Here is a 25,660-nt window from a genome sequence, read left to right on the forward strand (position 1 = left end):
AATTTATGGAGACTGTAACACTGACGGCTGTTGCTACTGCGATCGCTTCTATAATTACTACACTTTTCACCAAAGCTGTCGAGAAAAGCGGCGAAAATCTTGGCGATGCGGTATGTGAGTTAATAAACCAGCTACGCCAGAAGGGTAAATCGCCATTACTCACCAGTGCGGTTGAGGAAAATGAGCCGCAGCGTTTAGATTTTGGTCAAGCAGTGCTAGAACTCACGGAAGCCGCACAAGACCCAGAAATTGCTCAAGCTGTTGTAGATGTGGAAGCAGCAGTTAACAATGACCAGTCTGAGACTGCTAAGGAGATTAAACAGAAAGCAGCAGAAATCGAGTCTCAGCCATCAGTTGTTAACAACTTTGCCAAGTTAGCAGAGCAGATTCATAATGTCATTCAAGCCCCTACATTTAACGGGCCAGTTACATTTGGCTGACTAAAGCCGCCCGACGGGGAGAAGCGGGTAAAGTTAACTCCCGATGACTGGCGTAAGGTTTGCACCGCCATGCTGGAAAGTCAGCAGAAAGCTGCAAGACTCAGACGCACAGCTACAGAACAAGGTTTTGAAGTTAACGTTTATGTTCCCTTGGGGTTGGTGGAACGCAAACAGCAGCAACGCCGACAACTAGATGAACACCGAGATAGAGAAAATGTCTATGAATTAACTCAAGAAGTCATAGTCAAAACCTATGAACATGACGCATTTCTGAGAGAAGTAATTGCACAACAGCCAACCGCCAATAATCAACATCTTGCTATCATCGGTGAACCGGGAGCAGGTAAGACTACTTTATTGAGTACCATTGCTTCCTTTATTCACAACAACACTCAAGATTTACCCATCTGTATTTCTCTCGCCAACTTACAGGGAAGAACAATTGAGGAATATTTACTCAAGCAATGGCTGACTGATGCGATGAGATTAGTTAAATCTGATATTGTCGTCACGCCAGAAATTGAACGTCAATTAATCGAGTGTTTTGGTAAAAGGGGAGTTTGGCTACTGTTAGACGGTGTGGATGAAATGGGTGAAAATTCACCTGTGGAAGCCTTGGCTAAAATTAATCGAGAACTGACAGCATCTCTGAGACAGGCGCGGGTGGTGTTAACTTGTCGCTTAAATGTTTGGGATGCCAAGGTTAATAATACACTCACAGGATTTGATACTTATAAAACCCAAGAGTTTCAACCAGAACAAATTGATGAATTTATTCAACAGTGGTTTGAGTGTGCTGGCAATTTACCAAAAGGGAAGATACTACAGGATAAATTAAAAGCAACTCAACATGAAAATATTCGTAAATTGGTGACAAATCCTCTGCGCTTGTCGCTGTTGTGTCAGACATTCTATTTGGATAAACAGGGAGAATTACCAGAAACTAAAGCAGCACTTTATCAGAGATTTACCTTTTATTTCTATGAATGGAAGTCAGATTTATTTCCTGAATTGTCTAACTCTGATGATTTAAAGGCTGAATTACACCAAGCTTTAAGTAAATTAGCTTTTGCAGGTATTAACAGTAGTGTAAGATTTCGCTTGCGGCGGAGTTTAGCACGTCAAGAAATGGGAGAGAAATTATTTAAATTAGCTGGTGATGTTGGTTGGTTAAATTTAGTAGACAGAGTAGCTGAAACTGATGAAGAAGTTTATGCTTTCTTTCATCCTAACTTTCAAGAATATTTCGCAGCTTTAAATGTTAATGACTGGCATGAGTTTTTTAATCATGTTCCTCACAACCCCACACAAGGAATTTACCGCATTTTTGAACCACAATGGAAAGAGGTGATTTTGCTGTGGTTAGGACGGAGACAAGAAAACCTCAGACAGCAGCAGCAAGATTTTATTAATGCTTTGGTGAACTTTAAAGATGGATGTGGTAAGTGGAATAGGGAAGATGTAGACAAAGGTTTTTATGAGTATCAAGCCTACTTTTTAGCGGCGGCGGGAATTGCTGAGTTTAAAGATTGTTCTCAAGCAGGTGAGATAGTAGAGAAAATAGTTACCTGGATATTTGGTAATTTCAAAGATGTCATTAAGAATGAAGCCAGAACAGCACTAGAACAAACCTACCGCAGAAAAGCGATCGCCGCCTTAGTGCAACTGCTGCATTCACAAAATGTGTCTGACTACACCCGTTTGGAGGCAGCATCAAGCTTAGGGAATATCGACCCAGGAAATCAACATGCGATCGCCGCCTTAGTGCAACTGCTGCATTCACCAAATCTGGATGACTACACCCGTTGGCTGGCAGCAGAATGCTTAGGGAAAATCGGCACAGGAAATCAAAATGCGATCGCCGCCTTAGTGCAACTGCTGCATTCACCAAATCTGGATTACTTCACCCGTAGGGAGGCAGCAGAAAGCTTAGGGAAAATCGGCACAGGAAATCAAAATGCGATCGCCGCCTTGGTGCAACTGCTGCATTCACCAAATCTGGATGACTACACCCGTAGGCTGGCAGCAGAATGCTTAGGGGAAATCGGCACAGGAAATCAAAATGCGATCGCCGCCTTAGTGCAACTGCTGCATTCACAAAATGTGTCTGACTACACCCGTTTGGAGGCAGCATCAAGCTTAGGGAATATCGACCCAGGAAATCAACATGCGATCGCCGCCTTAGTGCAACTGCTGCATTCACCAAATCTGGATTACTTCACCCGTAGGCGGGCAGCAGAATGCTTAGGGAAAATCGGCACAGGAAATCAAAATGCGATCGCCGCCTTAGTGCAACTGCTGCATTCACCAAATCTGGATTACTTCACCCGTAGGCAGGCAGCAAAAAGCTTAGGGAATATCGGCACAGGAAATCAAGATGCGATCGCCGCCTTGGTGCAACTGCTGCATTCACCAAATCTGGATGAGGACACCCGTAGGGAGGCAGCATATAGCTTAGGGAATATCGACCCAGGAAATCAAGATGCGATCGCCGCCTTGGTGCAACTGCTGCATTCACCAAATCTGGATGACTACACCCGTTGGCAGGCAGCAGAAAGCTTAGGGAAAATCGACCCAGGAAATCAAGATGCGATCGCCGCTTTGGTGCAACTGCTGCATTCACCAAATCTGGATGACTACACCCGTAGGGAGGCAGCAGAAAGCTTAGGGAAAATCGGCACAGGAAATCAAAATGCGATCGCCGCCTTGGTGCAACTGCTGCATTCACAAAATGTGTCTGACTACACCCGTTTGGAGGCAGCATCAAGCTTAGGGAATATCGACCCAGGAAATCAACATGCGATCGCCGCCTTAGTGCAACTGCTGCATTCACCAAATCTGGATTACTTCACCCGTAGGCGGGCAGCAGAATGCTTAGGGAAAATCGGCACAGGAAATCAAAATGCGATCGCACGGGTGCAACTGCTGCATTCACCAAATCTGGATGAGGACACCCGTAGGCTGGCAGCAGAATGCTTAGGGAAAATCGCCTCTCCCTATGAGGTAGTCAAAGTTTTAAGAGGTTCTTGGCTATTGAGTGATTACGAATATCAGATTATCTGGAAATCTTCCCAGAATATGCCTTACCCCAAGTTTTATCAAGCTTGGCATGAGTTGAACTTGATCACTCGTGCAAAGATCAACCTAGCGAGGTTATCTAGCTGGGTGCGAGATATTTTATAACTTACACGCTGTACAAATTAATCATAATATGCAGTTACGAACATAAGTCTTTTTCGCCTTTATTCCATCATTAATTTAATTGTAAATGTGTATTTATATTCATTAGACTTTGAAAACACGCCCTAAATAACTCGTAAACCTGATGATTACAAGTTCTATACTATTAACAGCAAACTCAGATTCACACCAATGAAAGCAATTGAAGTCAAGGGAACAGTGAATGAATTTGGTCAACTTGCCTTAGACGAACCGTTGACTATAGCAAAACACAGCCGCGTCCGAGTCATTGTCATTATCGCGGAAGAAAATCAAGAGGATGAGGAACTGATTGAGTCTGCAAGCGAAAGTTTTCGTCAAGGTTGGTACGATGCGATGAATGGAAATACAGTACCTATCTCTCAGTTGTGGGAAGGGATTGATGCAGAGTGAACCACCTTTGATTATAGTCGTAGCCACTGCTAAATTCCAACGCAATCTGCGTATTTTAGCCAAGAAGTATCGGAATATTCGTAATGATGTTCAACCGATTATTGAGCAACTGCAATTAGGAGAATTACCCGGAGACCAAATACCTGGAGTTGGATATACAATTTTTAAGCTACGAGTCAAAAATAGTGATATTCAAAAGGGTAAAAGTGGTGGATATCGAGTAATTTATTATGTCAAGACAGTGAGAAATATTATTTTAGTCACTATCTACTCAAAATCCGAGCAGGAAGACATCTCAGTAGCAGAAATTCAACAAATATTAGCTGATTTTGAACAGCAATATCAAGGATAAAAGGCAGGCGTAATTCTTCATTAGTTCTAATTGTGTAAAAATTTAGATTATTGCTTCTTCTCTGGTGAGTGGTTGAAAATATTTAATCTGGATGGGATTTGCTGTTAAATGAGCGATAATCCCCGTTGGCGAAAAGCGTTTCTTGTTTGGCGAGGGTTTCAAAATCACGATTTGCACCATCTCCGCGTTGCGTATCTCGTCTTGATACTCAACCGGAATTTCAATTTTCCCATTTTTGACCTGAGCGTTAAAAGAATGTGTATTTGTACTCATTCTGGTATAGTCAAACCTCTAATCCTCTTAGTATAGCTCCCTCTTCATTAGTTGGGTTGCGCTGCACTTAACCCAACCTACAAACACTACAAATACTCTTTATCCTCTCTGCGCGACGGACACTTTGCTCAAGTCGGCAAAGCCGCCCACGCAAGTGTCCTCCTCTGCGTCTCTGCGTGAACATTCCCTAATCCCATCACCAAAGCCCAGCCAGAGAAAAAAATTCCCGCTTTCCTAGCGAGAGATTGTTACAATCCTGTTATCCTCATAACTACTAACGCAGAAAGCCATCAAACAAGCGATCGCTATGCTTCAGTATCCCAATCTCGAAAACGCGCTAAAATATCACTTCGGTTATGATAACTTTCGCCCTGGACAACGGCAAATTATCGAAAATGCGCTACAAAATCGGGATTTATTGGTAGTGATGCCCACAGGTGGCGGTAAATCTCTGTGCTTTCAGTTACCTGCACTCATGAAATCAGGACTAACTGTGGTAGTCTCACCGTTAATTGCTTTGATGCAAGACCAAGTAGAAGCACTGCGAAATAATAATATCTCGGCTACCTTCCTCAATAGTAGTCTGAATCCTTATCAGGTGCGATCGCGTGAAGAAGCCATCCTCTACGGTAAGGTAAAATTACTCTATGTCGCCCCAGAACGTCTACTGAGTGAAAGGTTTCTCCCCTTCCTCGATTTAGTCAACGAAAAAATCGGGATTTCTATCTTTGCAATTGATGAAGCCCATTGTGTTTCTGAATGGGGACATGATTTCCGCCCGGAATATCGCCAGTTAAAATCCCTCCGCAAGCGTTACCCCAATGTTCCCACCCTCGCCCTCACCGCCACAGCTACAGACCGTGTTCGTTCTGATATCATTCAACAATTAGGGTTAAAGCAACCAAGCATTCACATTGCTAGCTTTAATCGTCAAAATTTATATTACGAAGTCCGCGCCAAAAGTAAACAAGCTTACGCCGAATTATTAGCCTTAATTCGTGATACCGATGGTTCAGCTATTATTTATTGTTTAACTCGCAAAAAAGTTGAGGAACTAACTTTTAAACTGCAAAAGGATAAGATTTCCGCCTTACCTTATCATGCCGGATTACCTGATGCTGAACGTAGTAAAAATCAAACGCGATTTATTCGGGATGATGTGCGGGTGATGGTAGCAACTATCGCCTTTGGCATGGGAATTAATAAACCCGATGTGCGGTTAGTTGTGCATTTTGATATTCCCCGCAATTTAGAAAGTTACTATCAAGAATCAGGTAGGGCGGGTAGGGATGGCGAACCATCACGCTGTACATTATTTTTCAGTTTTGGTGATATTAAAACTATAGAATGGAGTATTGAACAAAAACCAGACCCCCAAGAGCAATTAATTGCTCGGCAACAACTACGACAAATGATAGACTATGCTGAGGGGACTGATTGCCGTCGGACAATTCAACTCGGTTATTTTGGTGAACGGTTTGCAGGTAATTGCGGTAACTGTGATAATTGTCGTTATCCCAAACCTGTAGAAGATTGGACAATTGAAGCCATGAAGTTTTTATCTTGTGTGGCACGTTGTAAACAAAGATTTGGGATGTCACATATTATTGATGTGTTGCGTGGGTCGAAAAAAGAGAAGATTATTCAATACGAACATGATAAACTTTCTACCTATGGGATTGGTAAAGATAGAACTGTAGATGAATGGCGAATGTTAGGGCGATCGCTCTTACATCAAGGTCTACTAGAACAAACTACAGATGGTTATTCTGTGCTAAAATTAAATGCCTTAAGTTGGGAAGTCATGCGCCGTCAACGTCAAGTGATGCTATCTGTTTCTGTGGCGCAGAAGCTGAGTGTAGTAACGGATAATCCCAACGCCGAAGTTGCAGAAGCATTGTTATATAGACTGCGATCGCTGCGTAAACAATTAGCCGATGAACAGTCTGTACCACCCTATGTCATCTTTCATGATTCTACATTAAAATTGATGGCACAGGTACAACCCAAAACCATGACCGAATTCGGGAAACTTTCGGGTGTAGGTAGTCACAAACTCACCCAATACGGTGAAAAGTTCCTCTCAGAAATTCGCGCCTATATTCAAGAACAAAAAGCCACAGATAAACCTGCTAATGCGATATCTTCATCTAGCTTAGTGTCAGCCACAGAATTACAGACTTTGTATTTACATCAACAAGGTTTAAATATTGCTCAAATCGCCCAGCAACGCAACCTCAGCCCCTCTACCGTTGCTACACATTTAGAAAAACTCATCGAAAAAAATCAGCCTGTAGATTTAAATCAATTAGTTCCTCTGGAACATCAACAAAAAATCTGGCAAGTTTTAGAAGTGTTGGGTGATATTCCTTTAACACCAATTAAAGAACAGCTAGGCGATAATTATACTTTTAATGAAATTCGCCTAGTGCGAGAAAAATGGCGGCGACAACGCAAGAATTCTTAATTTATGTTGTAGTCAGCACTATTAGTGCTGAGTTGGTTTGTGTTAACAGAGGACTAAAGTCCTCACTACAAACTCAGAACAGACTACGATGATACGTTATCTTGAGTTTTTGCAGCGAGAATTACAGACAGTAACTTTGGCAATACCAAACACAGAACAGTATTGACCAGTGTTAAGAGGATACCATCCATCAAACTCATAGACATTCCCCTTGTTGAAAATTTGGATTTATTACTTATATTAGTTTGAACTATAATCTGTGTTATGGATCACAGCAATTATTTTAATTTTCTTTGGTTATCCATAAGCCTGTTCTATATATATTTTTGTAAACTCCAGTTTCTCAACTTCAGCCTCTAACCTCTCAACTCAACAATATGTGCTGGATTTTATACCCAAATGCTGGCAGCATTCGGGTATAGCGGTTTGGCAATGGAGTCATGAATGATGCAGAGATTCTCACCTACAATAGTTGATTAATTCGGAGAACATTTAGAACAGAAATGAGGGCTGAATTTACAAAATTCGCTACCCGTGATTTTGTAAGCTGTACAGTAGGGAAAACTGGTAATTCCCCTCCCTGCTTCTCGCCATTGTAAAACCGGGGATAATCTGTAATTTTGTTGGGTTTTACGCAAAGACAAAATCAACGATAATAGCTTGGGTAATCCCACACAGACAACTAAATTCATTAGGGTTAGCAAGCAAGCGTCGAGTAATCCTATAGGTATTCACCCCCAGTTCAGAATAATTAGGTGGTTGCCATTGATAGTTGTAAATTGGATTTAGCAGTCAAAATTTTCGAGTCAGACCGATGAGCAAAATCGGGAGATGATCTCACTTATGACTTGACCAACTATATCAAACGCTGATTAATCATTAGTTCTGACTGCTGTGTTCTGAATTCCCAGGGAAAAACCATTGAGTTTGGTTTATATAAATTAACTTTAACATAAACTTCTCTCAATCCAAATGTTAAGGTTGCGAAACTGACTACACAATGAATGATGTAGATATCAAGAAGCGGTATTGTAGCGTAATAACAGAATCAATAAAGACAAAATTAACTTTGAATTTGAGGTGATTTATAATGGTAGCCATGCAACCAGGGTCTGCTTTTTTAGCCAACATTAACAGGCAAGAAAGTCTTTCACTACAGCGTTTAGTGGATTATACTCAAGTAGAATCACTGCCAGAAATTTGGCCGTTGGCGGCGGAAAAATTTGGTAATATTGTGGCTCTGCACAGTCCCCACACCAAGCCAGAGATAAAAATTACTTATAAGCAGCTAGCAGAAAAAATTCAGCAATTTGCGGCTGGTTTACAAGCTTTGGGGGTGCAACCAGGCGATCGCATCTCTCTGATAGCAGATAATAGTCCACGTTGGTTTATTGCGGATCACGGTATAATTACCGCCGGGGGAGTAAATGCGGTGCGGAGTGCCCAAGCGGAACGGGAAGAACTGCTGTTTATTGTGGCTAATAGTGGTAGTACAGCCTTAGTAGTCGAGGATTTAAAAACATTACAAAGATTGCAGCCACGTCTCAACGACTTACCAATTCAGTTTATTATCTTACTTTCCGATGAAACACTACCCACCGAGACAACAATCAAAGTCTTCAACTATGACCAAATACTAGAACTGGGTGCGAAACATACCCTAGTCAAAGTCAAACTCAAATCTAGCAACCTCGCCACCTTGATTTACACCTCCGGCACCACAGGGAAACCCAAGGGAGTGATGCTATCTCACGGCAACTTACTGCACCAAGTCAAAACCTTGGGGACAATTGTACAACCCCAACCAGGGGATATAGTCCTGAGTATACTTCCTACTTGGCACAGCTACGAACGCAGTGGCGAGTATTTCTTACTGTCGCAAGGTTGTACACAAGTTTATACTAATTTACGTTCTGTTAAAAAAGATTTAAAAGACTTCAAACCCCATTACATGATTGCAGTTCCCCGACTGTGGGAATCGATCCATGAAGGTGTGCAGAAGCAATTCCGGGAACAACCAGCCAATAAACAACGGCTGATTTACTTTTTACTGGGTGCGAGTGAGAGATATATCAAAAACAAGAGAATTGCTCAAGGTTTAAGTTTAGATCATCTTCATGCCTCAGTTGTGGAACGTTTAGCAGCCAGGGCAGTAGCAACGGCTTTATTTCCCCTGCACGCCCTCGGAGAAAAGATAGTTTATGGCAAAGTGCGACAAGCCACAGGAGGACGCATCAAACAAGTAATTAGCGGTGGTGGTGCATTACCCCGACACATAGATAACTTTTTTGAGATGATAGGCGTAGACATTTTACAAGGTTACGGCTTAACAGAAACCTCTCCCGTGACAAATGCCCGTCGTCCTTGGCATAATTTACGCGGTTCATCCGGACAACCAATTGCCGGTACAGAAGTGAAAATCGTAGATCCTGAGACTCGCAAGCCGTTAGCAGCAGGGCAACGAGGCTTAGTGTTATTGCGAGGGCCGCAAGTTATGCAAGGCTATTACCAAAATCCCGAAGCCACAGCTAAAGTCATAGATGCTGAAGGTTGGTTTAATAGCGGTGACTTAGGTTGGATTACACCATATAATGACTTAGTGCTGACAGGCAGGGCAAAAGATACGATTGTCTTAACCAATGGGGAAAATATCGAACCGCAACCCATCGAAGATGCTTGTTTGCGATCGCCCTACATCGATCAGATTATGCTAGTGGGACAAGACCAACGCTGTATCGGTGCTTTGATTGTTCCCAACCTAGAAGCACTGGCAAAATGGGCAGAGGGTCAAAATCTAACTTTAGTGACAGAGGATGATAATTTAACCGCTTCATCCAGCGAAACAATTACCCTGGAGAGTAAAATAGTCCAGGATTTATTCCGGCAAGAATTGAATCGGGAAGTGCAGAACCGTCCAGGTTATCGCCCAGATGACCGTATTGGGCCGTTTAGACTGATTTTAGAGCCATTTTCCATTGAAAATGGTTTAATGACACAAACGCTAAAAATCCGGCGACACGTTGTCATGGAACGCTACCAAGATTTGATTGTCGCCATGTTTTCCTGATGATTTCACATTGCAAACTCTAGAGTGAACGCGAATTTTTATGACTGATGTCTCCAATCCTCAATTGCTGTTAAAGCGCGTAGTTAACGTGAAAGTGATTGTCACCCCTCTGTGGAAAGAAGAAGTACAACAACAATTGCAAGCACAGATCAACCAACTGGATCAGCAATTGCAACAGTTGGACATGGAAGGACAAAGAGCGATCGCCGCGATTCAAAAACAAAGTCTCCAGCCACCAGGCCCCCAGACTGTACAACAAATCGATAACATCCAACTGCAAGTCAACCAAAAGAAAAGCGAATTTCTAGAACAGAAAAACCAAATGCTGCAAAATCTCCAGCAAGTACAGCTACTTGAGTTAGATCAAGAAGTGAATCAATTCCAAATGGAAGGCTTTTTCCGTATTGAACGGGGCGATAATTTAATTAGCAAAATGCAAGTTGAAATCGTTCTCCGTGATGGAGTTGTCGAAGAAATTCGTGGCGATATTTAACCAAATGAGGTTGAGGTAATTCTCAAGTTTGAATTTGGCACTTTGAATTTTGAATTGTCTTCAGGGGTATGGTTTCCAGTTCGAGTACGAATTTGGGAACCTACCCAAACAATTTGCCAGATTGGCGGTGAACTAACTAACAGCGATCGCCCAAACACAGACATCTCCACGCGATATTTAATCACCTGAGAAGAATCGCCATCTGATGACTTTTCGATCACTGTGACTAACGCTTGATTCTGTTGAGGGTAGATAACCTCCACCTGGCGATCGCCATTCGTTGCTGTCAAATCATCCAAAACATTCATCGCCAGAGTTTTCGGGTTACTACCTTGTAGGGGATAGTTGATATTTTCTAAAGGTATAGTTTGATATTCAGCCCGTTCTGGATGCTCCAAAACTTCCTGAGAATGTTGTACTGTTGACAATTCCTGTGGCTGCGTGTCTGTATTGTCTACAATTGATAATGGTGTCTGGTTTTGAGCCATATAGAAACCAACACTCATTGTAGTAAAAAGACTCAGTATTACAATCAAAGACAATTTCAGCTTGACTGACATAAAACTAAATAGGTAGTTCCAACAGACCAATGATCGATTTTAGGTTTTAAACTGAAGTTTAATTATTAATGACTGTCTATCATCTCCCTTGGGAAAGCTTCTCATTCCCGATAATTTAGTGATGAGCGATACAAATCTATATAAAAATTGCCTAGGAATTGTGAAAAACTCATCATTATGGAAACATAGACCCCACAGTTGTCTGGATGTTCCGATGAGGTAGCAGGGGAGATGAGGGAGATGGGGGAGATGGGGGAGATGAGGGAGAAAATCTTTCCCAGTCCCCAGTCAAGAGTCCCTTCCAGTCCCCAGTACCCAGTCCCTTCCAGTCAAGAGTCCCTTCCAGTACCCAGTACCCAGTACCCAGTACCCAGTCCCTTCCAGTCCCCAGTCCCCATTCCTTAACCTAAAATAGAAAATCTCAACCATAAAACTCTCTTGCCAAGATACAATTCGATCTGGCAAAAGCTGATAAATTCCATAAACCCGTTGATTCTAGAACCACCATCATATGAGCATTCACGAAATATTCATGCCCGCGCTTAGTTCCACCATGACCGAAGGTAAAATTGTCTCCTGGGTAAAATCGCCAGGGGATAAAGTGGAAAAAGGCGAAACAGTGGTGGTTGTCGAGTCAGATAAGGCAGATATGGATGTAGAATCCTTCTATGAGGGATATCTGGCACATATCGTAGTTCAAGCCGGTGACAGTGCGCCTGTAGGAGCAGCGATCGCCTATGTCGCAGAAACCGAAGCCGAAATTGAAACCGCCAAGTCTATGGGGAACTCCGGTGGTGCTGCTACTCCTACCTCTGCGCCGCAACCAGTTGCAGCTACAGCCGCAGTGGGAACACCTTCCGTAGCATCTCAAAATGGCTCTAACCACAAGGAAGGTAGACTCATAGCTTCACCCAGGGCGCGCAAGTTAGCCAAAGAACTGAAAGTTGATTTAACAACTCTCAAAGGTAGTGGCCCCTACGGTAGAATTGTCGCTGAAGATGTGGAGGCATCTGTAGGTAAAACCACTACCCCGGCTGCACCCGCACCCGCACCCAGCATTACCCCAGTTAAACCACCCGCACCCGCACCCGCACCCGCACCCGCACCCGCACCCGCCGCAGTTGTTCCTGGTCAAATCGCACCATTCAATACTCTGCAAAATGCCGTAATTCGGAATATGGTTGCTAGCCTAGCAGTCCCAGAATTCCGTGTGGGTTATACAATTACCACCGATGGATTAGACAAACTTTACAAACAAATTAAATCCAAGGGTGTGACAATGACAGCGTTACTGGCGAAAGCCGTAGCGGTGACATTACAAAAACATCCACTGTTAAATGCTAGCTACTCTGATCAAGGTGTAGTTTACCACGCCGACATTAATATTGCTGTAGCCGTGGCAATGGATGATGGCGGTTTAATCACACCCGTATTAAAAAATGCTGACCAAATAGACATTTATTCCCTGTCGCGCACCTGGAAATCACTTGTAGACCGCGCTAGAGCCAAACAACTGCAACCTGATGAATATAGCAGTGGTACTTTCACCCTGTCCAACTTGGGGATGTATGGTGTAGATACATTTGATGCGATTCTACCACCCGGACAAGGTTCAATTTTAGCGATCGGTGGCTCTCGTCCCCAAGTTGTCGCCACCCCAGACGGTTTGTTTGGTGTGCGTCAACAAATGCAGGTTAATATTACTTGCGACCATCGCATTATATACGGTGCTCATGCGGCGGCGTTTTTACAAGACTTGGCTAAGTTGATTGAAACCGATGTTCAATCCTTAACCCTGTAATTTCATCCGCTTCAGTGAAAAGTAGTTTGAGTTAATATAATCCCGCTTTCGCAAGAAAGCGGGATTTAAATCCCCCTGCAAAACCTACACTGTTCCCTGTTGCCCGTTAAGAGTTCCTCATTAACACGACATTTCAATTCGGAATACTATATAATCGGTATGATCATGAGTGAGGTAGAGAGAAATCCACTCAGGAACGTGCTTTTACCTTCTTCTTTACCTTTGCTCAGATGGCTCTCCCAATTCTCCCAAAGTCAGGGAAATTAACCAGGATTTACCATTTACCATCATTAAACCCCAGTTCCTAGCTCAATGTTATCTCGTAAAAAGACATGAGAGCCATTCTTCATTTAGGAATGTTGGGGTGAATTTCACATAATTTGTCATGCAGCCACGCTTATCAGAACATGATCTGCTGCTTAAATCCAGACTGTCCAAATCCTCTTAATCCCAATGGTAAAAAGGTGTGTCAAAGTTGTGGCACCACCTTAGTACCCTTGTTGAGAAATCGCTTCCGTGTCATCCGAGTGCTTTCTGATGAAGGCGGATTTGGTAGAACCTATCTATCAGAAGATAAAGATAAATTGAATGAACGTTGTGTCATTAAACAATTAGCTCCAAAATTTCAAGGAACTTGGTCACAAAAAAAAGCGGTAGAATTGTTTGCTGAAGAAGCCAAACGATTACAAGAACTAGGAGAACATCCGCAAATTCCCACCTTGCTAGCTTACTTTGAGCAAGACAATTGCCTGTATTTGGTACAACAGTTTATTAATGGGCAGAACTTATTAAAAGAATTACAACAGCGTAAGACTTATAGACCAGGGGAAATACAAGCAATTTTGCTAGATATATTACCTGTTCTCAAATTCATTCACGATCGCGGTGTAATTCATCGTGATATCAAACCAGAAAATATTATTCGTTGTCGTATTGATGGACGGTTAAATCTGATTGACTTTGGTTCTTCTAAGCAATTAACAGCCAACGTCCAGAATTTTGGCACATCCATTGGTTCACACGGTTACTCTCCTCTCGAACAAATCCGAGATGGTAAAGCTTATGCAGCTAGTGATTTATTTGCCTTGGGGGCTACTTGTTTTCACTTATTAACTGGCATTTCCCCCTTTCAATTGTGGATGGAACATGGTTATGGTTGGGCGACAAATTGGCGGCAATATCTGCGTAGTTCCTTAAATCCAGAGTTGGATTTTGTCCTGGACAAGTTATTGCAAAAAGACTTAAAGTCCCGCTACCAATCGGCGGATCAAGTCCTGAAAGATATCACTCCTAAACAAATACTTGCATTACCTGCTGCCGGTCAGACATCAGGAAAAATCCCTGTAACTCAAATCAATCAAAAACCGCATTTGACGATTATATACTGGCTGATGCGGGCTGGGGTGTTAATGTGTGCTTTCATCTTATTATTTGGTTTTAATGAATCTTGGTATAACCAATATCGCCGGATTTACAGTAGTTTATCCGCCAGATTAATTCAGCCTCACAAGAGTTCAACACCTGGGGAGGTAGTTGTGGCACAGCCCCAGAGGATAACTTTGAAAGATATCACCTTAGCCAATACCCTCCTCGGCCATGAGAATGCAGTTGTCTCTGTGGCTGTCAGCCCTGATGGTGAGACTATGGCTAGCAGTGGGGACGATCGCACTATTAAAATTTGGCACATCTCCACAGGTGAGGAAATCGCCACCCTGCCACCGCCAGGCTACCCCAACCAAGGACATTCCCGCAAAGTCAATGCAGTTGCCATTAGTGCTGATGGTACAACTTTAGTCAGTGGTAGCGATGACAAAACCATCAAACTCTGGAATCTCAAAACTCGTCAAGAAATCAAGACTCTTAGAGGACATAGCGATGCAGTTCATGCCTTAGCCATCAGTCCTGATGGTACAACTTTAGTTAGTGGTAGTGATGACAAGACTATTAAAGTTTGGCATTTGGAAAGTGGTAGACTCATCGGTACTCTCACAGGTCATCAATACTGGGTGCGTACAGTTGCAATTAGCCGTGATGGTGCAACTATCGCCAGTGGTAGTTTTGACAAAACTATCAAAATTTGGGATTTAAAAACTAAATCTTTAATTCGCACCATCGCAGATAATGACGAAACCATAACAGCAATTGCCTTTAGTCCCGATGGTAACATTCTGGCTACTGCTAGCCGCGATCGCACCATCAAACTCTGGAATTTTGCCCAAGGTACAAGAATACGCACCTTACGAGGTAGTACGGAAACAGTCACAGCAATTGCCTTTAGTCCCGATGGTAACACTCTTGCTAGTGCCAGTCGTGACCAAACTATCAAACTTTGGAACCTAGAGACAGGTGAAGAACTGCGTACCCTGATAGGTCATGAAAACACTGTAACATCCGTTGCTTTTACGCCCAACGGTCAAACTCTAGTTAGTGGTGGTGAAGATAACACGATTAGAATTTGGCGTGTTGGTAATTGAACCATAACTCTGTTGTGTCCCTGTTGTTTGATGCTGGAAATTTCAGTAGGGCTATGTTTAAATGCAGTACAACCTTGTGTTAACTAAAAATTAAACATCCTAAATTATACTGTCAAAGAATTTTACGCAAATTGCAATCATGACATTTTGAGTTTAGGTGAGATGGCGATCGCACTCAATACTCAAACAATTGCAGTTTATCCATGAGCAACATCTGATCCAGACAGCATTTAACCCCATGCAGATTGATTAAACTGCCGCTTTGCTGGCAGCAATTTTAAGAGAAACAACTACATACAAGTTGTTCATGAAATTATACAAGGTAAAAACAAATGCCAATAAGTTTAACTGGAACAAATTACACTGAGAACTTTGACTCCTTAGTAAATTCTGGAACAACAGATAGTGTACTACCGTCTGGGTGGGAGTTTTTGGAAAGTGGAAGTAATGCCGACACAACCTACGGTATTAATAATGGCAATTCTAATACAGGTAATACATATAGCTACGGCGCAACAGACGATACAGACAGAGCATTTGGTGGATTGCAATCTGGTAGTCTAACACCCACTATAGGAGTCAGTTTTACAAATAACACAGGTACTACCATCACTTCATTAAACATCAGCTATCGTGGTGAGCAATGGCGATTAGGTACTACAGGTAGACAAGATCGCTTAGATTTTCAATACAGCTTAGATGCGACTTCCCTATCAACTGGTAGTTGGATAGATGTTGACTCCTTGGATTTTAGTTCGCCTAATACTTCAACCACAGGTTCTCTCGATGGTAATGCTGCGGGGAATAATACCACAGTCACAGGAACCATCTCTGGGTTAAATATTGCCAATGGTGCAACCTTCTATTTGCGCTGGCAAGACTTAAATGCTTCTGGTGCAGATGATGGTTTAGCAATTGACGATTTTTCCCTGTCTATTCCTTCTTCAACCCCCACAGTTAACCTATCCGTTAACAGTAACACTGGCACAGAAGCAGGAACAACAATAATTACTGTCACCGCTACAGCTTCCAGTGCCGTTACAGGCGAGCAAACAGTTAACCTAGCAGTATCGGGAACTGATATCACTGCCAGCGATTACTACCTCAGCAATACGACAATTACCATTGCCGACGGACAAACCGTTGGTTCTGTCTCCTTCATTGTGGCTGATGATGCCATACCTGAAGGAACAGAAACCGCAACATTAACTATTAGCAGTCCATCCGCAGGTATTAGTTTAGGTGCGACCACCTCTCAAAATATTACTATTACTAACAATGACGGCAGCTTTTTAACCAAAGTTGGAGGGATCACCAGTGCTAACGGGGCGGAAATTCCAGCTTTTGATCCAGGAAGCGATCGCCTATTTGTTGTTGCTGGTACTACCGTAGAAATTTATACTGTTAGTAATACAGGTTCGCTGACTGCGGTTGGTAGTTTAACTCCCGGAATCACTCCTGCTGTTGATACTGCATTAATTCCCAACAGCGTGGCGGTGAAAAATGGCGTGGTTGCCGTAGCTTATGCAGTACGTACTACAAACAATGCCCAACTAACTGGTAAAGTAGCTTTCTTTAATGCTGCCGATGGCAATTATATCAGTGCGGTAGATGTGGGTGCATTGCCTGATATGCTCACCTTTACCCCCGACGGCACAAAAATATTAGTAGCTAACGAAGGTGAACCCAACAGTTACGGTCAAGCCGACTCTGTTGATCCAGAAGGTTCAGTTAGTATCATTGATATTGCTAATGGTGTTGCTAATGCCACAGTGCAAACAGCCACGTTTACCAGTTTTAACAGTCAGATTCCAACACTCAGAGCCTCTGGTGTCAGGATTTTTGGGCCAAATGCTACAGTTGCTCAAGACTTAGAACCAGAGTATATTACAGTATCAGGCGATGGTCAAACTGCTTGGATTACCCTACAAGAAAATAATGCGATCGCCATTCTAGATATTGCCAATGCAACCATTACTCAAATTCTGCCGTTGGGTGTAAAGAATCACAGTCTACCTGGTAATGGCATAGATGCCAGTGATCGAGACAGTGGTATTAATATTGCGAACTGGCCTGTATTTGGATTGTATCAACCGGATGCGATCGCCAGCTTCGTAGTTAACGGTCAAACCTACTACATCACCGCTAACGAAGGCGATGCCCGTGACTACACAGGATTTGCTGAGGAAATTCGTGTTGGTAATGCCGGCTATGTTTTAGATCCAACTGTTTTCCCCAATGCAGCTACACTCAAACAAAACGCCAACTTAGGGCGGTTAACAGTTACAAATGCCACAGGTGACATAGACGGAGATGGAGATTATGATCGCATTGAGGTATTTGGGGCGCGTTCCTTCTCCATTTGGGATGCAAACGGCAATCAGGTATTTGACAGTGGCGACCAACTTGAACAAATCACACTTACAAAAGTCCCCACCCTGTTTAACTCCAACGGTGCAGGAGATAGCTTTGACAGCCGCAGCGACAACAAAGGCCCAGAACCCGAAGGTGTAGTAATTGGAGTCATCGACAACCGCACCTATGCTTTTATCGGTCTAGAACGCACAGGCGATGTTATCGTCTATGATGTCAGCAATCCCAACCAACCGCAATTTGTCCAGTACATCAACACACCCGCAGACGTTAGCCCTGAAGGACTCACCTTTATTTCCGCCGCCGATAGTCCCACCGGCAAACCACTGTTAGTCACCGCCAACGAAGTCAGCCAAACAGTAGCGGTGTTTGAAATCACCCCCCCCATTCGTATCCGTGACATTCAAGGAACAAGCCACACATCCCCATTAGACGGTCAGACAGTCAACAATGTTGCGGGTATTGTCACAGCCATCAGAAACAACGGCTTCTACTTCCAAGACTCCAACCCAGACAATGACGACAGCACCAGCGAAGCTATTTTTGTCTTCACCTCATCAGTACCAACTGTACAAGTAGGTGACTCAGTAACCGTCAGTGGTACAGTAACAGAATTTCTTCCCGGTGGTTCTAGTGGCACTAACAACTTAACACTCACACAAATTATTAGCCCTGCAATCACTGTACTATCTAGTGGTAATGAGTTACCCGCAGCTACCATTTTAGGTGATGGAGGTCGGACAATCCCCACCACAGTCATCAGTGATGGTCAAATCAGTGGTACATTCGACCCAGTACAAGAAGGCATCGACTTCTACGAAAGTTTAGAAGGGATGCGGGTACAGATTAATAATCCTGTAGCCGTAAGTCCGACTAATCAATTTGGGGAAATTTGGGTATTAGCAGATAATGGCGCAAATGCTACCGGACGGACAGCCCGTGGTGGGATCGGAATTAGTGCTAATGATTTTAATCCAGAGCGTATCCAAATAGATGATACTTTACTTAATCCGCTTAGTGGCAGCTATTTAACACCAAATGTCAGTGTAGGAGCGCAACTAGATACAATTGTCGGGGTAGTAGACTATAGCTTTGGTAATTATGAGGTATTACCAAATACTTTACCCACAGTAGATACACCAAGCACACTTACTAGAGAAGTCACAAACCTCGCTCCTGGTGATAATCAACTGACAGTTGCTACATTTAATGTGGAAAATCTTGATCCTAATGATGGGGCAACTAAGTTTAATAATATAGCGGCTCGGATTGTGAATAACTTGCGATCGCCAGACATTATCTCTGTAGAAGAAATTCAGGATAATAACGGGGCAATCAATGACAGTGTAGTTGATGCAAGTGTAACATACCAGGCTTTGATTGATGCCATAGTTGCTGCTGGTGGCCCCACATATCAATATCGACAAATTGACCCAGTGGATGATACCAACGGAGGAGAACCAGGCGGTAATATCCGGGTAGGTTTCCTGTTTAATCCTGGGCGTGTTTCATTCGTAGACATTCCTGGTGGTACATCAACCTCCAGCACCAGCGTTACCAACACCAACGGTACACCCACACTCTCAGCCAGTCCTGGTTTAATTGACCCCACCAACACAGCTTTTGATAGCAGTCGTAAACCTTTAGTTGGACAGTTTACCTTTAACGGTCAGACTGTATATATAGTAGCCAATCATTTCAACTCCAAAGGAGGAGATCAACCCCTATTTGGTGTTAATCAACCCCCCACCCTGACTAGCGAAACCCAACGTAATCAACAAGCAGAGATTGTTAAAAACTTTGTCCAAAGCATTCTGGCAATTAATCCCAACGCTAATGTTATCGTAGCCGGGGATTTAAACGACTTTGAATTTTCCAATCCTTTAGGTATCCTAGAAAGTGCGGGACTAAATACCTTAATTGAAACTCTGCCAGAAAATGAGCGTTATACCTACAACTTTCAAGGTAATGCTCAAACCCTCGACCACATTTTAGTTAGTAATAACTTACTCAGTAACCTAGATGGGTTTGATGTGGTTCATATTAACTCAGAGTTTTATGACCAAGATAGCGACCATGACCCCACAGTAGCCAGATTTAATATCTCATCTAACACACCCCCCACAGTTGCCATCTCCATCGCTGACCAAACAGCACCCACAGGTAAAACTTTTAACTTCCAATTTGCTCCCAACGCCTTCACAGATGTAGAAAATGGTATAAACCTCACCTACACCGCTACTTTAGCAGATGGTAATGAATTACCCAATTGGTTAACCTTCAACCCAGATACTCGCACCTTCTCTGGCGAATACTCAACACCAGAAACTCTCACCATTCAGGTAACAGCAAAAGATTCACAAGATGCAACCGTGAGTGATGAGTTTGTCTTAACACTCAAACAACCCATTCAAGGCGAATTAGGTAACAACATCATCAGAGGTACAAACGAAGGCGATGTCATCGAGGGTTTAGACGGTAGACAATACCTCATAGGACGTGGAGGTAACGACAACCTGGATGGCGGTGCTGACAATGACTACGTATTCGGTGGTGCAGGGGATGACAACATCAAGGGTGGCGACGATGCCGGCTTTGACCTACTCTACGGCAACGAAGGTAATGACACCCTCGACGGTGGCGACGGTAACGACAACCTCGACGGTGGAACAGGTAATGATCTCCTGATTGGTGGTACTGGTAACGATATCTATACTGTAGATAGTTTCGGCGACACCGTAGTTGAGAATGACGGAGAAGGAACAGATAAAGTCAACTCTTTCATCGACTACACACTCGGAGATTACTTAGAAAATCTCACCCTGTTGGGTAACGCCGCTATTAATGGTACTGGTAACAGCCTCAATAACCACATCATTGGCAACAATAGAGATAATACCCTATATGGTTTAGATGGTGATGATTGGCTGATGGGTAAAGGCGGTAACGACACCCTGTATGGTGGTATTGGTAATGACCGACTTGATGGTGGTAAAGGTGATGATAGTCTGGTTGGTGGTGCTGGTAATGATATCTATGAAATAGATAGCTTCGGCGACGAAATTATTGAAGCTGAAGATGGAGGTATAGATACAGTTATCTCTGTTGTAGATTGGGTTTTAGGGGACAACATAGAAAACCTAACTTTAGTAAGAAATGCTACTGATGGTGGAGGTAATGAACTCAATAACCGCATCATTGGTAATAATGCAAGTAATACCCTAGTTGGTTTAGACGGTGATGATTATCTTGCCGGAGGAACAGGCAATGATACACTCATTGGTGGTGATGGCAATGATACTCTAGTCGGTGGTCGTGATGCAGATAGGTTTGACTTGACTGGTGTTCTGCTTGGTGGTTTTGATACTATCGTTGATTTCCGAACCAGTGAAGATATTGTCCAACTGTCTGCTGATGAGTTGCAACTCACAGCAGGAAGCTTAGACTCTAGCTTGTTTGTCTTGGGTACGAGTGCGACTACAGAAACTCACCGCTTGATTTACAATCGAGCTACAGGGGAGCTATTCTTTGATACTGATGGTAGTGGTAGCACTGAATCTGTAAAAATTGCGCTGTTCTCTAATCGTGCGGCGTTAACTGCTGCTAGTTTTGATGTAGTACCTGAGTTTTAGGAAAAAAGGCACAAGTGCGACGGCAAGCTATGCTGAAGGTAAAATTTCTGCCTAGCTTGCCGCTTGCCGTAGGCTACTGCTCTAAAGCATGCTTAAGCTTTTCTGCTAATACCTGCACATGAGGTTCTTCTAAAATTGTATAGTGATCACCAGGAAGAATATGTACATCAGTAATTTCTTGCACCAGTTGATTCCAAGCTAAAATTCGCTCATTGGCATCTTGAGATATTTGTTCAACTTCCTGAATATTAAGTGAATGACTGGCTTGAAAAAAGCTAACTTTACCAGAGTATAACTTAGCTCGATAGTTAATAATAGCTTGGTGATTAGCTTTATTAACTGCCAGAAAATAACTTATCTGTTCTAAACTAATATCTGGAGGAAGAAAATCTTCTTTCTTCATGATGTCCAAAACATAACTTAGCTGTTTTTCTGGTGCAATTGTTTCCAGAGTAGTTTTTAAAAATGACAAATCTTTCCCAAAAGATGCAGCAGTTCCAATGGCAATATTAGCTAACAATTGAGCATCAGTAACTTTACTAAAATCTTGGTGATGATTATTTAATGTTGGTGGTTTAGAATCTATCAACGCTAGAAAATCTACATTTTCCCCTTGCTTTTGTAGCTGTATAGCCATTTCTAGAGCTATAACACCTCCCATCGACCATCCACCGAGGAGATAGGGGCCTTCTGGCTGCACCTTTTTTAAAGCTTGAATGTAAAAATTTGCCATGTCTTCAATTTGATTATAAGGCTCACATTCACCATATAATCCTGGTGCTACTAAACCATAGAAAGGTCTTTCTGCACCTAAATATTTCGCCAAATGATAATAACAAATTACATGACCCTCGCTAGGATGAATACAGAAAAAAGGCTTTTGATTTCCTAAAGGTTGAATAGAGACTAAAGGAGAAACAGATATAGATGCAGGTTCTTGACGCAGAATACCTGCTAAATGCTCAATAGTTGGGTTCTTTAAAAAAGCTGATAAAGGTATTTTTTGCTGAAAACTTTTCTCAATTCTAGCAATTAAACGTACAGCTAGAAGTGAATGACCACCAACTTCAAAAAAGTTATTTTTCACTCCAATCGGACGAATTTGTAAAATTTCTTCCCAAATATTTTTGAGTTGTAATTCTATGCTCTCACGGGGAGGAACAAAAGCATTTTCTGTAGTTTCATTGAGTAAATCAACCATTGGCAACGCTTGACGATTGACTTTACCATTAGATGTTAAAGGCAAAGTTTTCAACTTCATAAATGCTGATGGAATCATGTATTCCGGTAATTTACTTTTCAGAAAATCACGCCAATCATCAACATTTGCAATTACATCTTTACGAGGTACTATATAAGCTACCAGTCTTTGATTACCTGTTTCATCTTCTTGTAATAAAACTACAGCCTGTTGAACACTAGAATGTTGAGATAAAACTGTTGTAATCTCTTCTAATTCAATCCGATAACCTCTAATTTTTACCTGATTATCAACTCTCCCCAAAAATTCAATATTACCATCTGGCAAGTAACGGGCTAAATCTCCAGTTTTATACAGAAATGCTTTACCATCCTGACTAAAAGGATTGGCAATAAACTTTATTTGTGTCAATTCTGGACGATGTAAATAACCGCGCGTCACAGAAGCACCACCAATATATAATTCTCCCTTAACTCCCAGAGGTACAGGTTGCATTTGTTCATCTAATATATAAATTTGGGTGTTAGGAAGGGGACGACCTAAAGGTACTGTTACTGATTGGTATTTGCAGTTATCTGAACATAATTGATATGTGAGTACACCAACAGTTGTTTCCGTTGGGCCATAATGGTTAATAATTGTACATTCAGGTGCTAATTGTTGAATTTTATTGATTAAATTCCAACTGGCTGCTTCTCCTCCCAAAATTAATCTTTGTTGGGGGAAAACTGATTTGTTGTTAACAGATGTGAGTATAGCTTCTAAATGTGAGGGAACTATCTTTAAACAGTCTATACTATGGGTGCTGAAATAATCTTCTAATGCTTGTGGATCCGTAGCGCGTTCTTTACTAATTATATGTAAACAGCCACCTGTAGACAGTGCGGGAAAAATTGCTGTATTACCTAAATCAGCAGCTAGGGTAGAAACTGTTGCAAAACTAGATTTTGCGGGTAGATTTAAGCGTTCTCTAATACCATAAAGGTAATTAATTAGTTGTTGATGTTCAACTGCTACACCTTTAGGTTTACCTGTAGAACCGGAGGTATAGATAACATAAGCTAAATTTTCAATGCTAGAATCTGTGTGTGGATTATCGCTACTTTCAGTTATTAAATCCTGTTCTAATTCATCTACACAAATTACATTTACTGTCTCTATTTCTAATTCTTGTGCTAAGTGCTGTTGAGTTAGTAGAATTGGTGTTTGAGAATCTTGTAACCTTAAAGATACATTCTCTACTGGTAAATCAGCATCTATGGGTAGGTAAGCACCACCAGCTTTGAGAATGCCAAGTAGGGAAATGATCATGTCTAGGGAACGATTCATATATATCCCTACTAAAACTTCTGGTTTTACTCCCTGTTTTTGCAGATAATGTGCTAATTGATTAGAGCGAGAATTTAGTTCAGCATAGGTTAATTGTTGACTTTCAAAGATAACGGCAACATTATCAGGAGTGCGCGCTACCTGTTCTGTAAATAGTTGATGGAAGCATTTCTGATCAGAAAAATCTACTTGAGTATCATTGAATTTTACCAACAGTTGATGGCGATCGCTCTCATTTAATAATGCTAATTGATTAATTGCAGTTTCGGGATTATCAACAGCACTTGTGACTAAAGTTTGAAAATATCCAGCTAAAATTTCAATAATTTCTGCACTAAATAAATTTACATCATAATCAAACCCAGCTATTAAACCATCAGCTTGCTGAACACAGGAAAGTTTAACCCTGAAACGTTCAGTACAAGCAAACTGCTTGTAAATTGAGAATGAAACGTCATCAGTAGTATATTGTGCTGCTTCTGTTTGAAACTCAAAACTAAAAGGTAAGAAAGCAGAATCAGGTAAATTTTCCCATGAAAAATACTCTTGCCATTCAAAGTTTTCTTGTACTGATTGGCTAACTATTTGTAATACTTCTCTGAAAGAAAAGTTATTTTCTAAAGTAGTTGATAGTGGTAAATATTTTGTGAGCAATCCTATAACTGTTTCTAAATCCTCATATTTACGTCCATCAGCAGCAATACCAATGACTATCTTTGCTTCCTCAGTCAAACGCCATAATAAAATCTGCCAACAGCTAACTAAGAAATTAGAAATAGACGTTTCATAATTTTGAACAAGTTCTTCTATTTGTCCAAACAAGTTAGGTTCAATCTTCCACTGATAAGAACCAATACTGAATTGAGAAGCATTATTTAGTAGTTTATTTTCAAAAGGTAGTGTCAATCCTGGTAAAGCAGATAAATCATATTTTTGCCAATATTCTTTACCTTCATCTGCATCTGCATCTTCTAGCAACTCATTTTGCCACTCAGAAAATTGCAAGTATTGTACAATGTCTTCACTATCTAATTCTCTACCTTGCAAACAAGCACCATAACACTGACTAATTTCAGCTACTAAATTTTTAATTGAACAGCTATCAGCGTAAACCGCAGGTAGATTTATTAGTAAAATATACTTGTTTATTGATAAATTAATTAATGAACAACGTAACAGTGAACCTTGCTCAAAGTCCCAAGGTATTAATCTTTCTTGTTGTAATAAATATTCTACCTTGTTTAATTGTTCCTGTTCTTGAATATCGCTGAAATCAATTTCTTGCCAAACCAGAAATCCTTGTTCAGCTATTGACTGCATAGGGGTTTTAATCCCTGCTGGTTTGATAAAGTTCGTCCGCAGAATTTCTTGACGATTAATAACTTGTTCTATAGCTGATTTCAAAACATCGATTTTTAGACTTCCTGCGAGCAAAATAGCACCTTGAACACAATAAACGGGGTTATCTTTTTGCAGATGCCAAACACGTTTTTGTTGAGGTGAAAGACGAAAACCATTGATAACTTTTTCTTGTACTTGCATTTTAGTCTATTCCTTAGATTTCAACATTTGATAGATCCCCGACT

General features: G+C 41.8%; 13 protein-coding genes. 10 read left to right on the plus strand and 3 right to left on the minus strand.

Annotated features, from left to right (window positions below; all coding sequences use genetic code 11):
- The first annotated feature begins 5 nt into the window (after positions 1-5).
- The 4 genes from AACS98_RS20055 to AACS98_RS20070 all read left to right on the plus strand — a co-directional run bounded on the left by AACS98_RS20055 (position 6) and on the right by AACS98_RS20070 (position 4,404).
- Positions 6-440, plus strand: coding sequence for a hypothetical protein (locus tag AACS98_RS20055; RefSeq protein ID WP_066383130.1), 435 nt, complete (start codon positions 6-8; stop codon positions 438-440).
- 69 nt (positions 441-509) lie between these two features.
- Positions 510-3,623, plus strand: a complete 3,114-nt coding sequence (locus tag AACS98_RS20060; protein ID WP_066383132.1) for a HEAT repeat domain-containing protein — start codon at positions 510-512, stop codon at positions 3,621-3,623.
- Positions 3,624-3,812: 189 nt separating this feature from the next.
- Complete coding sequence (locus tag AACS98_RS20065; RefSeq protein WP_066383138.1) at positions 3,813-4,052, plus strand: type II toxin-antitoxin system RelN family antitoxin; 240 nt, start codon at positions 3,813-3,815, stop codon at positions 4,050-4,052.
- Positions 4,042-4,404 carry a type II toxin-antitoxin system RelE family toxin gene (locus tag AACS98_RS20070; RefSeq protein WP_066383142.1) on the plus strand — a complete coding sequence of 121 codons (363 nt, stop codon included), beginning with the start codon at positions 4,042-4,044 and terminating at the stop codon, positions 4,402-4,404. The genes AACS98_RS20065 and AACS98_RS20070 overlap by 11 nt, the downstream gene beginning before the upstream one ends.
- A gap of 42 nt (positions 4,405-4,446) precedes the next feature.
- Here the strand turns inward: AACS98_RS20070 and AACS98_RS20075 are convergent, their stop codons facing one another.
- Positions 4,447-4,677 (minus strand): hypothetical protein, encoded by a 231-nt coding sequence (locus AACS98_RS20075; RefSeq protein WP_066383149.1) that lies wholly within the window; start codon positions 4,675-4,677, stop codon positions 4,447-4,449.
- A 307-nt stretch (positions 4,678-4,984) separates the two neighbouring features.
- Here AACS98_RS20075 and recQ point away from each other — a divergent pair, with 307 nt between their 5' ends.
- The 3 genes from recQ (at position 4,985) to AACS98_RS20090 (ending at position 10,704) form a co-directional block, all read left to right on the plus strand.
- Positions 4,985-7,144: a DNA helicase RecQ gene (gene recQ / locus AACS98_RS20080; protein ID WP_066383151.1), complete on the plus strand. Its 2,160-nt coding sequence runs from the start codon at positions 4,985-4,987 to the stop codon at positions 7,142-7,144.
- Positions 7,145-8,234: 1,090 nt separating this feature from the next.
- On the plus strand, positions 8,235-10,211 hold the full coding sequence (locus AACS98_RS20085; protein WP_066383153.1) for an AMP-dependent synthetase/ligase: 1,977 nt from the start codon (positions 8,235-8,237) through the stop codon (positions 10,209-10,211).
- A gap of 40 nt (positions 10,212-10,251) precedes the next feature.
- Positions 10,252-10,704 (plus strand): YlqD family protein, encoded by a 453-nt coding sequence (locus AACS98_RS20090; RefSeq protein WP_066383158.1) that lies wholly within the window; start codon positions 10,252-10,254, stop codon positions 10,702-10,704.
- On the opposite strand, the gene AACS98_RS20095 is transcribed toward AACS98_RS20090, so the two are convergent.
- Positions 10,701-11,192: a hypothetical protein gene (locus tag AACS98_RS20095; RefSeq protein ID WP_339373728.1), complete on the minus strand. Its 492-nt coding sequence runs from the start codon at positions 11,190-11,192 to the stop codon at positions 10,701-10,703. The genes AACS98_RS20090 and AACS98_RS20095 overlap by 4 nt on opposite strands.
- A gap of 583 nt (positions 11,193-11,775) precedes the next feature.
- On the opposite strand from AACS98_RS20095, the gene AACS98_RS20100 reads away from it, so the two are divergent.
- The 3 genes from AACS98_RS20100 (at position 11,776) to AACS98_RS20110 (ending at position 21,544) form a co-directional block, all read left to right on the plus strand.
- Entirely contained in the window at positions 11,776-13,065 is a 1,290-nt protein-coding gene (locus AACS98_RS20100) for a dihydrolipoamide acetyltransferase family protein (protein WP_066383162.1), read from the plus strand.
- A 407-nt stretch (positions 13,066-13,472) separates the two neighbouring features.
- Positions 13,473-15,539: a serine/threonine-protein kinase gene (locus AACS98_RS20105; protein WP_066383164.1), complete on the plus strand. Its 2,067-nt coding sequence runs from the start codon at positions 13,473-13,475 to the stop codon at positions 15,537-15,539.
- 332 nt (positions 15,540-15,871) lie between these two features.
- Complete coding sequence (locus AACS98_RS20110) at positions 15,872-21,544, plus strand: choice-of-anchor I family protein (protein ID WP_157087542.1); 5,673 nt, start codon at positions 15,872-15,874, stop codon at positions 21,542-21,544.
- A gap of 73 nt (positions 21,545-21,617) precedes the next feature.
- Here the strand turns inward: AACS98_RS20110 and AACS98_RS20115 are convergent, their stop codons facing one another.
- Positions 21,618-25,616, minus strand: a complete 3,999-nt coding sequence (locus AACS98_RS20115; protein WP_066383167.1) for a non-ribosomal peptide synthetase — start codon at positions 25,614-25,616, stop codon at positions 21,618-21,620.
- Positions 25,617-25,660: the final 44 nt, after the last annotated feature.

The sequence above is a fragment of the Anabaena sp. CA = ATCC 33047 genome (assembly GCF_963870205.1).
In the GTDB taxonomy this organism is placed as follows: domain Bacteria; phylum Cyanobacteriota; class Cyanobacteriia; order Cyanobacteriales; family Nostocaceae; genus Trichormus.

Excerpts from the sequence above, each read along its gene's own strand:
- AACS98_RS20075 (WP_066383149.1), bottom strand. The coding sequence starts at position 4,677 with ATGAGTACAAATACACATTCTTTTAACGCTCAGGTCAAAAATGGGAAA.
- AACS98_RS20070 (WP_066383142.1), top strand. The coding sequence starts at position 4,042 with ATGCAGAGTGAACCACCTTTGATTATAGTCGTAGCCACTGCTAAATTC.
- AACS98_RS20090 (WP_066383158.1), top strand. The coding sequence starts at position 10,252 with ATGACTGATGTCTCCAATCCTCAATTGCTGTTAAAGCGCGTAGTTAAC.
- AACS98_RS20060 (WP_066383132.1), top strand. The coding sequence starts at position 510 with ATGCTGGAAAGTCAGCAGAAAGCTGCAAGACTCAGACGCACAGCTACA.
- AACS98_RS20105 (WP_066383164.1), top strand. The coding sequence starts at position 13,473 with ATGATCTGCTGCTTAAATCCAGACTGTCCAAATCCTCTTAATCCCAAT.
- AACS98_RS20100 (WP_066383162.1), top strand. The coding sequence starts at position 11,776 with ATGAGCATTCACGAAATATTCATGCCCGCGCTTAGTTCCACCATGACC.
- AACS98_RS20055 (WP_066383130.1), top strand. The coding sequence starts at position 6 with ATGGAGACTGTAACACTGACGGCTGTTGCTACTGCGATCGCTTCTATA.
- AACS98_RS20115 (WP_066383167.1), bottom strand. The coding sequence starts at position 25,616 with ATGCAAGTACAAGAAAAAGTTATCAATGGTTTTCGTCTTTCACCTCAA.
- AACS98_RS20065 (WP_066383138.1), top strand. The coding sequence starts at position 3,813 with ATGAAAGCAATTGAAGTCAAGGGAACAGTGAATGAATTTGGTCAACTT.
- AACS98_RS20095 (WP_339373728.1), bottom strand. The coding sequence starts at position 11,192 with ATGGCTCAAAACCAGACACCATTATCAATTGTAGACAATACAGACACG.
- AACS98_RS20085 (WP_066383153.1), top strand. The coding sequence starts at position 8,235 with ATGGTAGCCATGCAACCAGGGTCTGCTTTTTTAGCCAACATTAACAGG.
- AACS98_RS20110 (WP_157087542.1), top strand. The coding sequence starts at position 15,872 with ATGCCAATAAGTTTAACTGGAACAAATTACACTGAGAACTTTGACTCC.
- recQ (WP_066383151.1), top strand. The coding sequence starts at position 4,985 with ATGCTTCAGTATCCCAATCTCGAAAACGCGCTAAAATATCACTTCGGT.